A 14,603-nucleotide genomic window follows, 5' to 3' on the forward strand; every position below is an offset into this window, starting at 1 on the left:
CGGTACATACAGAAGGAACCCATTCCGTGCCGTTCTGGCTTGCATTCTCTTGCGTTATGGGGGCTGTCCGAAGGTGAGGGGGCCCTTCGGCGGCCATTCGACTGCGATGCCCCCCTTGGGCCTCACACCACCTTCAGTGCCAGATCCGGCAGCCCGTCGATGTGCGCCACCATCACGTCCCCCCTCACCACCGCACCCACGTTCTCCGGCGTGCCGCTGTAGATCAGGTCGCCGGCCTTGAGCTCGAAGGCTTCGGAGAGCTTGGCGATCTGTTCGGCCACGCTCCAGATCATCTGGTCGAGGTTGGCCTGCTGCTTCACCGTGCCGTTCACCGCCAGGGTGATGGCACCCCGGGGGAAATGGCCCGTGCGTGCCACGCGGTGGATGGGGCCGATGGGGGCGGAGAGGTCAAAGCTCTTGCCGATCTCCCAGGGCTTCTTCTGGTCCTTCATGTCGCCCTGCAGGTCGCGGCGCGTCATGTCCAGGCCCACGGCGTAGCCGAAGACGTGCTGCAGGGCCTGATCGGCCGGGATGTTGCGCCCGCCGCTGTGCAGGGCGGCCACCAGCTCCACTTCGTAGTGGTAGTTGCGGGTCAGGGCCGGGTAGGGGTGGTCTGCGATCTGTCCGGGCGCCACGTACTGGATCGCGTCGTTCGGCTTCTGGAAGAAAAACGGCGGCTCGCGCGTCGGGTCCGAGCCCATTTCGCGGGCATGGGCCGCGTAGTTGCGGCCGATGCAGTAGATGCGGTGCACCGGGAAGACCTCGGCGCTGCCGGCGATCGGCACGGCCGGCACGGGCAGGGTGAAAGGCGAGGGGGCGGCGGGCGTGGCGGCGACGCTGGCGCAGCCGGCGGCCAGGGCGCCGCCGAGGGTGGCGGTGGTGTTCATGAGGATGTCTCTGCGTTGCATGGGCTGTGTCTCCTGTGTCCTGGATGGCGTGCGGCCTCTCTCGGGCCGGTGCATGCCACTGTAGGAGCGGCCGGGGCGCCGCATGCGGACGATTCAGCGCAAGACTTGGACGCGATCGGGGGCCGCTGGCTCGCCCTGCAGTTCCCGCAGCCGCTCCGTGCGCCAGTCGCGCGGGCTCAGGCCGTGCCACTGGCGGAATCGCCGAGCGAAGTACGCCTCGTCCGCGAAGCCGCAGCGCCGCGCGATCTCGCCGATGCGCTCCCCGGTGGCCAGCAGCAGTTCCTGCGCCAGGGCCAGCCGCCGCTCGGTCAGCAGTTCGGTGAAGGTGCGGCCCGTTTCCTTCTTGATGAGGTGGGCGAGGTAGTTGGGCGAGAGGCAGGCCGCCTCGGCCGCGCTCGCGAGCGTGGGCTCGCCCGCCAGTTCGCCGCGCAGGTAGCGCAGCACCCGGGCCAGGGCCGCGCGCCGGCTGCCGCGCTGGGCCTGGTTGGCCGCCAGCGCGCGCAGTTCGCCCTCCCGGCACTGGCAGGCGCGCGACAGCAGTTCCAGCAGCCCGCCGCGGATGCGCGCCGACGACGCCAGCCGGCGCGCCGCATTCTCCTGCTGCAGCATGTCCAGCACCGCCAGCACGGCCTGCCAGTCCGCGCCGCCGAAGCTGAAATCCAGGTGCTCCTGGAACTGGAAGGGCGCGAGTTCGGGCGCCAGCGCCAGCGGAACGTCCTCCAGGTCCAGCGGATCCACGCGCAGGTCGGGCCAGAGGAAGCGCTGGCTGAAGTTCACCACCAGCCAGCGCGTGCCGGGCGGATGCGGCACCAGGTGCATGCGGTGCGGCAGCACGAAGCTCAGCGTGCCCGGCGTGAAGGGGCGCACGGTGCCGCCCACGTGGTGCTGCGTGGCGCCCTCTAGGCTCGCCTGGATCTGGAAATACTCGTGCTTGTGCGGTTGCGTGAGGGGCGTGCGGCCGCTCTGGTCGCGGATATCGAAGTCCAGGTGCCGGGAGCGCTCCGCCATCGCATACGTGCGCACGGCAGGGCGCGCGCGCTCCGGGCGCACCCGGCTCATCCGGCGGTGCCCCCGGGCCGCGCCCAGAGATCGACGAGGTCCGGGAAGCGCCATTTGTCCGGGTCCTCGCGCGCGATGATCTTGTCACCGCTCGCAGGCGACGAGAGATCGACCACCTCGGGCGGTATGCGCAGGTCGGACTTCGTGGAGAAGAACACCTTCACGCGCGGCGAGACCAGCGAGGCGGACTGCTCCATCACCACCCCGATGCGGCCCGAGGCGAGCCGCACCAGCGAGCCGACGGGATAGATGCCGATGCTCTTGACGAAGGCCTGGAACAGCCGGGCGTCGAAATGCCCGTGCGTCCACTCGGCCATGCGGCGCAGCGATTCGGCCGGGTCCCAGCCGCGCTTGTAGGGCCGGTCGGAGGTGATGGCGTCATAGACGTCGCAGATCGCCGTCATGCGCGCGATGAGGCCGATGCCGTCGCCCGCGAGCCGGTGCGGGTAGCCGCTGCCGTCCATCTTCTCGTGGTGGTGCAGGCAGGCGTCCAGCACCTCCTCGTCCACGCCGCCGCAGGCCAGCAGCATCCGGTGGCCGTGCTCGGAGTGGCTGCGGATCACGTCGAACTCGTCGTCGGTGAGCTTGCCGGGCTTGTTCAGCACCGACAGCGGGATGCGCGCCTTGCCGATGTCGTGCATGAGGCCGGCCATGCCGGCGGTGCGCAGGCGGTCGCCCTCCAGGCCGATCTGGCGTCCCAGGGCCACCATGAGCGCACAGACGGCCACCGAATGCATGTAGGTGTAGTCGTCCGCGGTCTTCAGGCGCGCGAGGCTGATGAGGGCCGAGGGGTTGCGCGTCACGGAGTCCGAGATCTCCTCGACCAGGCTGCGGGCCTCGGTCGAATCCACCACCCGCCCCATGCGCGCCTCGGTGAACATCGAGGTCATCGTCTGGCGGGCGTGGCTGGTCAGGGCCGCCGCATGGGCCAGTTCCTCGGACATGCTGGTCGGCGCCGTCCCCCGCGGGCGCGCAGGCGCGGCCGGGGAGGGCGCAGGCGGCGGCGGTGCGGCCACCTTGAGTTCCGGCATGTCCTGGAGTTTCTGGAAATCCGTCTCCCGCCGGGCCTCGGCCTGCTCGGGCGTGATGGTCTGCACTCCGGCGGCGACGTCGAGCCCCTTGGACACGTCGATCCAGACCTCCTGGATGGCCGTCGCGTGGATGCGCGCGAGATCCGCGGCATCCTGCAGCACGAAGCCGGTGCGCCAGAACGGGTGGTCCATCCAGGAGCCGCAGAACTGGTGCAGGTACATGCCCAGGGTGAGGTGCTGTACGCTGATTCGCTTGAGCATGGGGCGAAATGGGAGCTGGTGCGGGAAGGTCGGCCGGGCTGCGGCAGCATGTTAGCCTTTTGCGCGTTCCCGTGGCGCGCAAGGTGCGTTGTTTCCGTTTTTGCAGTTATTGCGCTTTTTAATATTTTACTGTCCAGCGCGACCCGCGCCTTCGCTGTCCCGCCGTTGCCTTGCCCATGCCCGTTTCCGCGCCCAGTCCCGCCCAGAAAGCCCTCCAGAAGCTGGGACTGTCGCGCGACATCGATCTCGCGCTGCACCTGCCCCTGCGCTACGAAGACGAAACCCGCATCACTCCGCTGCGCAACGTACGGGACGGCGACACGGCCCAGATCGAGGCCACGGTCACGGCCAGCGAAGTGCAGTTGCGCCCGCGCCGCCAGCTGGTGGTGACGGTGGACGACGGCACGGGCACCTGCGAGTTGCGCTTCTTCAGTTTCTATCCCTCGCACCAGAAGACCCTGGCGGTCGGCGCGCGCCTGCGCATCCGCGGCGAGGTCAAGGGCGGCTTCTGGGGGCGGCAGATGCTGCACCCGGCATTCCGCCTGGCGGGCGGCGAACTGCCCGCCGCCCTCACGCCGGTCTATCCGACCACGGCCGGCCTGCCCCAGCCCTATCTGCGCCGTGCCGTCGTAGGCGCCCTGCAGCGCGTGGACCTGTCCGAAACCATCCCGCCGGGCCTGGAGCCCCCGATTCCGCGGTTCCTGGGAGAGGGCGGGGGCGGCCGCTCCTGGTGGACGCTGCGCGACGCGCTCGTGTTCCTGCACCACCCCACCCCCGATGTGGCCCTGGCCACGCTGGAGGACCACAGCCACCCGGCCTGGCAGCGGCTGAAGGCCGAGGAACTGCTGGCGCAACAGCTTTCGCAGCTGGAGGCCAAGCGCGAGCGCGACCGGCTGCGCGCCCCGGTGCTGCGGCCCGTGCCGGGCGAGCAGGGCGGGCCCGCGCTGCACGAGCGCCTGCTGGCTGCGCTGCCCTTCGGCCTCACGGCTGCGCAGCAGCGCGTGTGCGCCGAGATCGCGGCCGATCTCGCCCGCCCCGTGCCCATGCACCGGCTCCTGCAGGGTGACGTGGGCTCGGGCAAGACCGTGGTGGCGGCGCTCTCTGCGGCCGTGTGCATGGATGCCGGCTGGCAGTGCGCGCTCATGGCGCCCACCGAGATCCTGGCCGAGCAGCATTTCCGCAAGCTCATCGGCTGGCTGGAGCCCCTGCTCGCGGCCAGCGGACGGCGCGTGGCCTGGCTGGCCGGCGGCCAGAAGAAGAAGGAGCGCGCCGCCATGCTGGCGCTGGTGGAAAGCGGCGAGGCGGCCCTGGTCGTGGGCACCCACGCCGTGATACAGGACCAGGTGCGCTTCCGCAACCTCGCGCTGGCCGTCATCGACGAGCAGCACCGCTTCGGCGTGGCGCAGCGTCTCGCGCTGCGCCGCAAGCTCGCCGACCAGGGCATGGAGCCGCACCTGCTGATGATGAGCGCCACGCCGATCCCGCGCACGCTCGCCATGAGCTACTACGCCGACCTCGACGTCTCCACCATCGACGAGCTTCCCCCCGGCCGCACGCCCATCGTCACCAAGCTGATCGCCGACAGCCGCAAGGACGAGGTCATCGAGCGCATCGGCGCGCAGGTGGCCTCCGGCCGGCAGGTGTACTGGGTCTGCCCGCTCATCGAGGAGAGCGAGGCGCTGGACCTCTCCAACGCCACCGCCACCCACGTGGAACTCAGCGAGGCCCTGCAGGGCGATCCGGCGCGCGGGCAGGCCCCGGTCATGGTGGGCCTGCTGCATTCCCGCATGCCCCCGGCCGAGAAGAAGGCCGTCATGGAGCTGTTCACCGCCGGCACCATGGGCGTGCTCGTCTCCACCACGGTGATCGAGGTGGGCGTGGACGTACCCAACGCCTCGCTCATGGTCATCGAGCATGCCGAGCGTTTCGGGCTCTCCCAGCTGCACCAGCTGCGTGGGCGCGTGGGCCGCGGATCGGCGGCCTCGGCCTGCGTGCTGCTCTACTCGACGGGCGAGGGCGGCCGGCTGGGCGAGACCGCGCGCGACCGCCTGCGGGCCATGGCCGAGACCCAGGACGGTTTCGAGATCGCGCGGCGCGACCTGGAAATCCGCGGCCCCGGCGAATTCCTCGGTGCCCGCCAGTCCGGCGCGCCGATGCTGCGCTTCGCCGATCTCGCCACCGACACTCTGTTGCTCGAATGGGCGCGCGAGACCGCCCCGCGCATGCTCGACGGGCATCCCGGCGACGCGCGCCGCCATGTGGGCCGCTGGCTCGGCGGCAAGGCCGATTACCTCAAGGCCTGATCCGGCAGCCCTCCATCCGTGGCAGACTTGGCGGCTTGCCTGCACCGCCCGGATTCCGTGTTGCGGGCGCACAATCGCACCTTCCGCATTGCCGACCCTTCAGACAATGACCCTCACAGAACTCAAATACATCGTCGCCGTTGCACGGGAGAAGCACTTCGGCCGCGCGGCGGACGCCTGCTACGTGTCGCAGCCGACCCTCTCGGTGGCGATCAAGAAGCTCGAGGACGAGCTGGAGGTCAAGCTCTTCGAGCGCAGCGCGGGCGAGGTGTCGGTGACACCCCTGGGCGAGGAGATCGTGCGCCAGGCCCAGAGCGTGCTGGAGCAGGCCGCGGCCATCAAGGAAATCGCCAAGCGCGGCAAGGATCCGCTGGCCGGCGTGCTCACGCTGGGCGTGATCTACACCATCGGCCCCTACCTGCTGCCCGAGCTGGTGCGGCACGCCATCGCCCGCACCCCGCAGATGCCGCTCATGCTGCAGGAGAACTTCACCGTCAAGCTGCTGGAGATGCTGCGCACCGGCGAGATCGACTGCGCCATCATGGCCGAGCCGTTCCCGGACACGGGCCTCGCCATGGCGCCGCTCTACGACGAGCCGTTCCTGGCAGCGGTCCCCTCGTCCCACCCGCTCGCCGAGCGCAGGAGCATCTCGGCCGCCGAACTCAAGAGCGAGACCATGCTGCTGCTGGGCGCCGGCCACTGCTTCCGCGACCACGTGCTCGAGGTCTGCCCCGAGTTCGCGCGCTACGCGAGCAACGCGGAGGGCATCCGCCGCACCTTCGAGGGCTCGTCGCTGGAAACCATCAAGCACATGGTGTCGGCCGGCATGGGCGTCACGCTGGTGCCGCGCCTGTCCGTGCCGCGCGATGCGCTGCACACCGGCACCAAGCGCCGCAAGAGCGACGACACCCACATCCGCTACCTGCCCATCGAGGAAGAGGACGGCAGCCCGCCGCCCATGCGCCGCGTGGTCCTGGCCTGGCGCCGCAGCTTCACGCGCTACGAGGCGATCGCGGCGCTGCGCAACGCCGTGTACGCCTGCGAGCTGCCGGGCGTGACGCGCCTGTCCTGATGCCCTGCGGGCGAGAGCCCGCACCGTACCATGGGCCTGCGCGCCTGCGATACAGTTGTTTCCAGCCCATCCATCGAAGGAGTTCTTCCCATGGCCAAAGCCCCCGGCAAATCTGCAGCCCGCCCGTCCACCTCCACCGCGCCGCGCATCAACATCGGCATCAGCGACAAGGACCGTGCCGCCATCGCGCAGGGCCTCTCGCGCCTGCTCGCCGACACCTACACGCTCTACCTGACCACGCACAACTTCCACTGGAACGTGACCGGTCCCATGTTCAACACGCTGCACACCATGTTCATGGGCCAGTACACCGAACTGTGGAACGCCGTGGACCCGGTGGCCGAGCGCATCCGCTCGCTGGGCCATCCCGCTCCGGGTTCGTACGCCCAGTTCGGCAAGCTCACCTCGCTGCCCGACGCGCCGGCCGAGCCCCCCCATGCGCTCGAAATGGTGCGCATTCTGGTCGAGGGCCACGAAGCCGTGGCCCGCACCGCGCGCGAACTGTTCCCCGTGGCCGACAAGGCCAGCGACGAGCCCACGGCCGACCTGCTCACGCAGCGCCTCACGGTGCACGAGCAGACCGCCTGGATGCTGCGCTCGCTGCTGGAGGACTGAGCGGCCGAAACGACCTTTCTGGCCAGCCCACGCCCGCCTGTCGCGGGCGTTTTTCATTCCCGCCGTCCGCCCATGCAGAGCACCGCACCGCACCGTCCCCCCCAGCCCTCGCGCCTGGCGCTGTACCTCGACCTGATCCGCTGGAGCCGGCCCGCCGGCTGGCTGCTGCTGCTCTGGCCCACGCTGTCGGCCCTGTGGATCGCGGCCGGGGGCTTCCCGGGCTGGCACCTGCTGGCCGTCTTCATCCTGGGCACCATCCTCATGCGCAGTGCGGGATGCTGCGTGAACGATGTTGCCGACCGTGATTTCGACCGGCACGTCAAGCGCACCGCGCAGCGCCCCGTCACCAGCGGTGCCGTGTCGGTGCGCGAGGCCCTGGCCGTGGGCGCGGTGCTGGCCCTCGTGTCGTTCGGCCTGGTGCTCACCACCAATGCGGCCACCGTCGCGTGGTCGCTGCCCGCGCTGGCCGTCACCATCGCCTACCCCTTCGCCAAGCGCTTCGTCTCCATGCCCCAGGCCGTGCTCGGCGTGGCCTTCAGCATGGGCATCCCGATGGCCTTCACCGCGGTGGGTGGCAGCGTGACGCCGCTGGCTGCCTGGCTGGTGCTGGGCAACCTCTGCTGGGTGCTGGCCTACGACACCGAATACGCCATGGTGGACCGCGACGACGACCTGAAGATCGGCATGAAGACCTCGGCGATCACCCTGGGGCGCCACGACGTGCGGGCCGTGATGGCCTTCTACCTGGCCTTCGTGGCGCTCTGGGCCTGGGCGCTGGCGCCCTTCGGCCTGGGCTGGCCCCTGCATGCCGCGCTGGCCGCCATGCTGCTCCAGGTGGCATGGCACTGGCGCCTCATCCGGCACCGCACCCGCGAGGGGTGCTTTCGCGCATTCACCAGCAACCACTGGCTGGGCTTCACGCTGTTCGCGGGCATCGTGGCAGGGTTCGCGCTGCGCTGATCCGGCCCGGCGGGCTGCTACGGCGCGAACGGCCCTTGCTGCACATGCCGGCCGCTGCGCCGCAGCAGTTCGCCGAAGGCCTCGGACATCAGGTAGGCGAACTCCACCGGCCGTTGCGCGCCGATGGCATCGCCATGCACTACGTCCGTGGCTGGATGGCACATCAACAGCCCGCCCTCCGGCAGGTGCGGCAGCCACTTCGCCATGTGCGCTCCGTAGGCCGCGGCATCGGGCGCATCGAACCCATAGACCCCGCCGAACCCCGGGTTCATCGCCAGCCCCGCCCGGCGCCAGCGCCGCGTGGCCGTCCAGCCGCCGAGCATGGCGATGATGGATGCCTTCGGCTGGCGCCACAGTCCAGGGGCGGGCGCGGTGGAGCGCACCCAGGGGCATTCGTGGGGCGCATAGCGGGCCTGCAGTTCGGCCAGCAGCGCTTCCCGCGCGCGGGGCAACTGGTGCACATGCTGGTGGCCATCGACGAAGTCGGGCGGCGTGCCCGTCTCCCGCTCGAAGGCGTCGAACTGCGCGCGCCAGGCAGCCCGCAGTGACGCGGCGGACAGCTGGCGCGCGTATGCCCGCAGAATCACCTCTCCCAGGGGACGGGCGCCGGAGTGCGCGCCTCCGTGGGCTTCGGTCAGGTTGAAATGCAGGCCCGTGGCCAGGCGGGGACGCAGATGCGCGAGGCGGCGCGCCGCTGCGGGCCATTGGGGCGATGTCGTCATGCAGCCGGTGGCGGAAAGGCGGCCTGCCAGTACGAGTTGTTCCACCGCTGCATCCACCAGTGGATGCAGCGCATAGTCATCCGCGCACAGGACGACGGCGCGGGTCACGTCCGTGGACCCGAGGGGTTCTTGAACGCCCAGGACTTGCTCAGCAGGAACGTGCCCGTGGCCACCAGAACCAGCACGCCGACCAGGCTCCAGGCGTAGTGCCAGTCCAGGGCATGCAGGGCGACGAAGTACAGCAGCTCGTTGGCGGCGAAGGACAGGCTGGCGACCGCGAAATAGCGCGCCATCACCGCGGGGCCCTTGGCCCGGGCGCTGGCGAACGTCAGCAAGGCATGGCCGTTGTAGCTGACGGAAAAAGCCACCAGGAACGCGAACACGTTGGCAGCCAGCGGCGCCATGCCGGCGAGCGCCACCAGAGAAACTGCCACGGCAAGGTGCGTGGCGGCGGCAGCACCGCCCACCAGGACGAACTGAAGCTCCTGCGGCAGGTGCCGCAACACGGCAAGAAGGGTATGCAGCGTCTGGTTCACGACCGCTCTCGCGCCAGAGGGGCACGGTCTTCGCCGCGTGCCGCCAGGCCGGTCAGGCGCCTCCCGAATGCACTGCAGGACTGTCCAGCGGTCCTGGCGCCAACAGACAGGCAGTCATTCCTGCCGCCGCGGGAGGCGATGAGGATGTCGGAGAGAGAAGCCGTCATGTCAGCATTTCCGGTATTCGAGGTTAGCGGGCACATGCTTTGGGCACATAGGCGCGCCAATGCATGGTGAGTGGTGCTTCGGCGCCCCGGTACGGCCAGCGCACCTGCACCTGTCCCTGCTGCATGCGCATCCCGGGGGCGGTGTCCAGTTCTTCGAGCAGAGCCGGCACCGGGGGCTGGTCGCCCAGACCGATCCACAGTGTGCCATTCGACCGGAGGCGCTCGAGCGTGATCCACGGAGAGAATCGGTCGTCTCCGGTGATGAACACCGACGGCCGGTCGGGCAACTGCGCCGCCACCAGGCCGGTGGCCCAATAGTCGCCCGAGACGGAATCCAGCGGGCAACGCGAATGCGCCTCCCACAGCGTCTGCGCCTGCTGTGCGACCGCTGCCTGGGGCCAGTCCGTGCGCGCCGGGCGCTTGCGCCACTGCGCCCCATAGGCCAGGAACACGCCGGTCAGCACGGAAACCAGCACCAACCACACCGCCAAGCCGCGCAGCAGCCGTGGCCGCAGGGCCGGCAGCCAGGCTTCGGGCAGCCACGCTGCCACGAGCAGGCCGCTGTACACCCACATGGGCACGCCCCACATGTCGCGCAGCCGCAGCCCCAGCACGATGCCCAGTGCGCAGGCCAGCAGGCACGGGCCCAGTGCCAGGACGAGCAGGTAGCCCGGCATGCGGGCCTGCAGTCGCCATGCGCCGGGAGGTGCGTCCGCGGCACGCTGCCCGCGCGTGTTCCACAGCGCCGCAAGCATGATCAGCGCCAGGGGCAGGTGGTTCAGCAACTGCGTCGCCAGGAACGACAATGCATCCAGCCGGGCCGCGATGGGGCCGGCGCCTTCGACGGAGGCGCGGCCTTTGGCATATGCCATGGGCAGCCAGCCGGACTCCCGCAGCCACTGCAGGTGCGGGGCGAACACCAGCAGCATCGCCGCCAGCGCGAGCCATGGCCCCGGGCCCGCCAGCACCCGGCGCGCGGGCGTCAGCAGCAGGTACAGCGCCAGCGCCGCCAGCAACAGGCCGACGGAATACTTCGTGAGCAGGCCCAGGCCCGCCACGATGCCCAGGAGCAGCCAGTGCCGCAGCCGGCCCTCCTGCAGCGCCGCCAGCAGGCAGTAACCCGTCGCCGCCCACAGCGGCATCTGCGCGATGTTGTGGTTGAACTCCAGCGCCGGCCGGGTGTAGTACGCCACCCCCATGGTCAGCAGCGTGCCCAGCAGGGCGCGCTCGCGCGACACCAGGCGGCACCCCGTGATCCACACCAGCCACAGCGTGGCCGCGATGAACAGCTGGCTCAACAGGAACGGCCCGACGCGGCCCAGTGCGCGATACGACAGCTCCAGCAACCAGGGGGCTAGCGGCGGGTGCTTGTAGTAGCCCCACTCCCATTCCCGCCCCCAGGACAGGCTCTCCACCACGTCCAGCGGCAGGCTGTGGCTCAGCAGGGGCGGCAGCAGCGACCATGCGAGGACGTAGAGCCCCGCCAGCAGTGCGAGGGCTCTATGGGAATTGCTGGGCGGGACGGTAGTGGCGATGGGCATGCAGGCAGGCGCGGCGGGTTCTGGCGAAATAACCTGCGATTGTAAAAGTTGCAACACCCTCAGGTGCCGCCTGCGGTGCCGGCCGTCCCACCATGGTCACCTTCCGAACTCGTCTCCCAGTTCGCGGGCCCGTGCCTGCGCGGCCTTCATCGCGCGGATGAACTGCTCCGGCAGGCCGGCCTGCTCCATCGACTGGACGGCCGCGAAGGTGGTGCCGCCCTTGGAGGTCACGCGCTGGCGCAGCACCGCGGGCGATTCGTCCGAGCGGCGCGCCAGTTCCGACGCCCCCGTGAACGTGCCCACGGCCAGCTGGTGCGCCTGCTCGGGCGCGAGGCCCATCTCCACCCCCGCCTGCGCCATCGCCTCCAGGAACAGGAAGACATAGGCCGGGCCCGATCCCGACAGCGCGGTCACGGCGTCGAGCTGCGGCTCCTCGTCCACCCAGAGCAGCTCGCCCGTGGACGCCAGCACCTGCTGCACGGCGGCGCGCTGCGCGGGGCTCACCTGCGGGCGGGCATACAGCGCCGTCATGCCGCGTCCGATCAGCGCAGGCGTGTTGGGCATGGCGCGCACCACGCATTCCGAGCCCAGCCAGGCGGCGATGCTATCCGACCGGATCCCGGCGGCCACGCTGAGGTGCACCGCATTCGCCGTGTAGGGGCGTGCCTGCTGCGCGGCCTCCTTGAACGTCTGGGGCTTGACAGCCCACACCACCACGCCGGCGCGCTCCAGGGCCGTCCCGGCCTCCGGCAGGGCCTCGATGCCGTGGTGCGCGCGCAGGGCGGCCCGCGCTTCCTCCCAGGGCTCGACCACCTCGATGGCGGAGGCCGGCATGCCCTGCCGGATCAGTCCGCCGATGATGGCGCTGGCCATGTTGCCGCCGCCGATGAAGGCGATCGCGGATTGGTCGGATGCGGGGAGGGGGGTGTCGGGCGTCATGCGTGCGAAAGGGCGTGGGGCCGGCGGGCGGCCCGTGGAAGAGGGGAAGGCCCGCAGCGGAGCGTCGCCGCAGGCCGCGGCACCGGATGGTAGCGCTTCCTTCCGGTCAGTCCAGCGCGGCCTGCCGCACCGCATGCTCCCAGCGCGCCATGCATTCCTGGGCGCGAGCAGCGCTCAGCGTGGGCAGGAACCTCCGCTCGGCGCGCCACAGCGCGGACAGGGCATCCGTGCCCGCATAGACCCCGCTGGAGAGTCCCGCCAAATAGGCGGCCCCCAGCGCCGTGGTCTCGATCACCGCCGGCCGCACCACCGGAATGCCCAGCAGGTCGGCCTGGAACTGCATCAGCAGGTCGTTCACGCAGGCTCCGCCGTCCACCCGCAGCTCGCTCACGGGCGCGCCGCCTGCCGCCACCGCGTCGCGGCTCATCGCCTGCAGCAGCGCCGCGCTCTGGTAGGCGATGCTCTCGAGCGCCGCGCGCGCGATATGGGCGATGGTCGTGCCGCGGGTGAGCCCGGTGATGGTGCCGCGGGCGTCGGGCTTCCAGTAGGGCGCGCCCAGCCCGGTGAAGGCTGGCACCATCATCACGCCGCCGGAATCCGGCACGCTCTCGGCCAGCGACTGCACCTCGCTGCTGGTCGATATGGCGCGCAGCCCGTCGCGCAGCCATTGCACCACCGCGCCGCCGACGAACACGCTGCCCTCCATGGCGAAGGCTGGCTCCGGCGTGCCCTGGCCCGGCCCGCCCCGGGGGGCGATCTGCGCCGCGCTGGTCGTCAGCAGCCCGTTGCGCGAGGTCTGGAAGCTGCTGCCCGTGTGCATCAGCATGAAGCAGCCCGTGCCGTAGGTGTTCTTGGCCATGCCCGCGGTGAAACACGCCTGGCCGAACAGCGCGCTCTGCTGGTCGCCGGCCACCCCGCCGATCGGGATGGCTCCGCCCAGCAGCGCCGCGTCCGTGGCGCCGAAGTCGCTCGCCGAAGGCTGCACGCGCGGCAGCAGTTCGCGTGGAATGCGCAGCAGCGCCAGCAGGTCGTCGTCCCAGGTGTTGGAATGCACGTTGAACAGCATGGTGCGCGAGGCATTGCTCACGTCGGTCACGTGCACCTTGCCGCCCGTCAGCTGCCAGATGAGCCAGCTGTCCACCGTGCCGAAGGCCAGCTCGCCGGCCTCTGCCGCCGCGCGCGCGCCGGGCACATGGTCCAGCAGCCAGCGCAGCTTGGTCGCCGAGAAATATGCGTCGATGCGCAGCCCCGTGCGCTCCTGGATCATCGGCTCGTGGCCCTGCTCGCGCAGTTCGGCGCACAGCGGCTCCGCACGCCGGTCCTGCCAGACGATGGCATGGTGCACGGGCTGCCCGGAGCGCCGGTTCCACAGCACCGTGGTCTCGCGCTGGTTGGTGATGCCCAGCGCCCGCACATCGCCCGGGCCGATCTTCGCCTGCGCGAGCGCCTGCCGCGCCGTGGCCAGCTGCGTGCGCCAGATCTCCAGCGGGTCGTGTTCCACCCAGCCGGGCTGCGGATAGATCTGCGGCAGTTCCTGCTGGGCCTGCGCGACGATGTGCCCATGCTCGTCGAAAACGATGCTGCGCGAGCTGGAGGTGCCTTGGTCGAGGGCGAGCAGATAGGTCATGGCGTCCGGAGGGTATGCGGTGTTGGAAGAGGGAAGGGCGGCCTCACGCCGCCACGTCGAGTTCGACCCCGGCGTCGCGCAGCAGGGCAGGGAAGGGATCGGGCGGGGCCGCGTCCGTGAACATCCGGTCGATCTGCGCCAGCGTGGCCACCTGCACCATCGCGGGCCGGTCGAACTTGCTGTGGTCCGCGGCCAGCCACACCTCGCGGGCCTGGGCGATGATGGTCTGCGCCACCTTCACCTCGCGCAGGTCGAAGTCGCGCAGCGAGCCGTCCGGCTCGATGCCGGAGATCCCGATCAGCGCGATGTCCACCTTGAACTGGCGGATGAAGTCCACCGCTGCCTCGCCCACGATGCCGCGGTCCCGCGCTCGCACCACGCCGCCAGCCACGATCACCTCGCACTGCGGATTGCCCGCCAGGATCGCTGCCACGTTCAGGTTGTTGGTGATCACGCGCAGCCCCTGGTGGTGCAGCAGCGCCCGTGCGATCGCCTCGGTGGTGGTGCCGATGTTCAGGATCAGGGAGCAGTTGTGCGGCACGGCCTCGGCCACGGCCCGCGCGATGCGCGCCTTGCCTTCGGCATGCAGCGTCTCCCGCTGCGTGTGCCCCAGGTTCTCCGTGGTGGAGCTCGGCACGCGCACCCCGCCGTGGAACCGCAACAGCAATCCACTGTCGGCCAGCCGCTGGATGTCGCGCCGGACGGTCTGCAGCGTCACGCCCAGCGTTTCCGCGAGCTGTTCGACGGTGGCCGTTCTGCGGGTGCGGACTTCTTCGAGAAGCAGGAGCTGTCGGGGGTTCGTGTTCACGCGAAAAGGGGAAGAGGGCTGTGCCTTGACTTTAAAACGAACGAAAAGGAAAAA

At 70.4% G+C, this 14,603-nt stretch carries 13 protein-coding genes; 4 read left to right on the forward strand and 9 right to left on the reverse strand.

Going from position 1 to position 14,603, the window contains the following annotated elements:
* Positions 1-122: 122 nt before the first annotated feature.
* From ACAV_RS02730 to ACAV_RS02740, 3 genes are all read right to left on the reverse strand, one after another.
* Positions 123-908 carry a fumarylacetoacetate hydrolase family protein gene (locus ACAV_RS02730; RefSeq protein ID WP_013593050.1) on the reverse strand — a complete coding sequence of 262 codons (786 nt, stop codon included), beginning with the start codon at positions 906-908 and terminating at the stop codon, positions 123-125.
* A 93-nt stretch (positions 909-1,001) separates the two neighbouring features.
* Positions 1,002-1,967 (reverse strand): AraC family transcriptional regulator, encoded by a 966-nt coding sequence (locus tag ACAV_RS02735; protein ID WP_013593051.1) that lies wholly within the window; start codon positions 1,965-1,967, stop codon positions 1,002-1,004.
* Positions 1,964-3,259: an HD-GYP domain-containing protein gene (locus ACAV_RS02740; RefSeq protein ID WP_013593052.1), complete on the reverse strand. Its 1,296-nt coding sequence runs from the start codon at positions 3,257-3,259 to the stop codon at positions 1,964-1,966. The genes ACAV_RS02735 and ACAV_RS02740 overlap by 4 nt, the downstream gene beginning before the upstream one ends.
* A 176-nt stretch (positions 3,260-3,435) precedes the next feature.
* Between ACAV_RS02740 and recG the strand changes: the two genes are divergently transcribed.
* The 4 genes from recG to ubiA all read left to right on the forward strand — a co-directional run bounded on the left by recG (position 3,436) and on the right by ubiA (position 8,209).
* Complete coding sequence (gene recG / locus ACAV_RS02745; RefSeq protein ID WP_013593053.1) at positions 3,436-5,562, forward strand: ATP-dependent DNA helicase RecG; 2,127 nt, start codon at positions 3,436-3,438, stop codon at positions 5,560-5,562.
* 106 nt (positions 5,563-5,668) lie between these two features.
* Positions 5,669-6,634, forward strand: coding sequence for a LysR substrate-binding domain-containing protein (locus ACAV_RS02750; protein WP_013593054.1), 966 nt, complete (start codon positions 5,669-5,671; stop codon positions 6,632-6,634).
* 90 nt (positions 6,635-6,724) lie between these two features.
* Entirely contained in the window at positions 6,725-7,249 is a 525-nt protein-coding gene (locus ACAV_RS02755) for a Dps family protein (RefSeq protein ID WP_013593055.1), read from the forward strand.
* A gap of 72 nt (positions 7,250-7,321) precedes the next feature.
* Positions 7,322-8,209, forward strand: a complete 888-nt coding sequence (ubiA, locus tag ACAV_RS02760) for a 4-hydroxybenzoate octaprenyltransferase (RefSeq protein WP_013593056.1) — start codon at positions 7,322-7,324, stop codon at positions 8,207-8,209.
* Between the two features lie 17 nt (positions 8,210-8,226).
* Here the strand turns inward: ubiA and ACAV_RS02765 are convergent, their stop codons facing one another.
* The 6 genes from ACAV_RS02765 to ACAV_RS02790 all read right to left on the reverse strand — a co-directional run bounded on the left by ACAV_RS02765 (position 8,227) and on the right by ACAV_RS02790 (position 14,549).
* Entirely contained in the window at positions 8,227-9,039 is an 813-nt protein-coding gene (locus ACAV_RS02765; RefSeq protein ID WP_013593057.1) for a ChbG/HpnK family deacetylase, read from the reverse strand.
* Positions 9,036-9,467, reverse strand: coding sequence for a GtrA family protein (locus tag ACAV_RS02770; RefSeq protein WP_013593058.1), 432 nt, complete (start codon positions 9,465-9,467; stop codon positions 9,036-9,038). The genes ACAV_RS02765 and ACAV_RS02770 overlap by 4 nt, the downstream gene beginning before the upstream one ends.
* Before the next feature lie 190 nt (positions 9,468-9,657).
* Positions 9,658-11,175 carry a glycosyltransferase family 39 protein gene (locus ACAV_RS02775; RefSeq protein WP_013593059.1) on the reverse strand — a complete coding sequence of 506 codons (1,518 nt, stop codon included), beginning with the start codon at positions 11,173-11,175 and terminating at the stop codon, positions 9,658-9,660.
* 96 nt (positions 11,176-11,271) lie between these two features.
* Complete coding sequence (gene proC, locus ACAV_RS02780) at positions 11,272-12,114, reverse strand: pyrroline-5-carboxylate reductase (RefSeq protein ID WP_013593060.1); 843 nt, start codon at positions 12,112-12,114, stop codon at positions 11,272-11,274.
* A gap of 106 nt (positions 12,115-12,220) precedes the next feature.
* A complete protein-coding gene (gene glpK, locus ACAV_RS02785) occupies positions 12,221-13,741 on the reverse strand; it encodes a glycerol kinase GlpK (protein WP_013593061.1) in 1,521 nt (506 codons plus the stop codon).
* Positions 13,742-13,784: 43 nt separating this feature from the next.
* Positions 13,785-14,549: a DeoR/GlpR family DNA-binding transcription regulator gene (locus ACAV_RS02790; RefSeq protein WP_013593062.1), complete on the reverse strand. Its 765-nt coding sequence runs from the start codon at positions 14,547-14,549 to the stop codon at positions 13,785-13,787.
* Positions 14,550-14,603 lie beyond the last annotated feature (54 nt).

It is taken from the genome of Paracidovorax avenae ATCC 19860 (assembly GCF_000176855.2).
Lineage (GTDB): Bacteria > Pseudomonadota > Gammaproteobacteria > Burkholderiales > Burkholderiaceae_C > Paracidovorax > Paracidovorax avenae.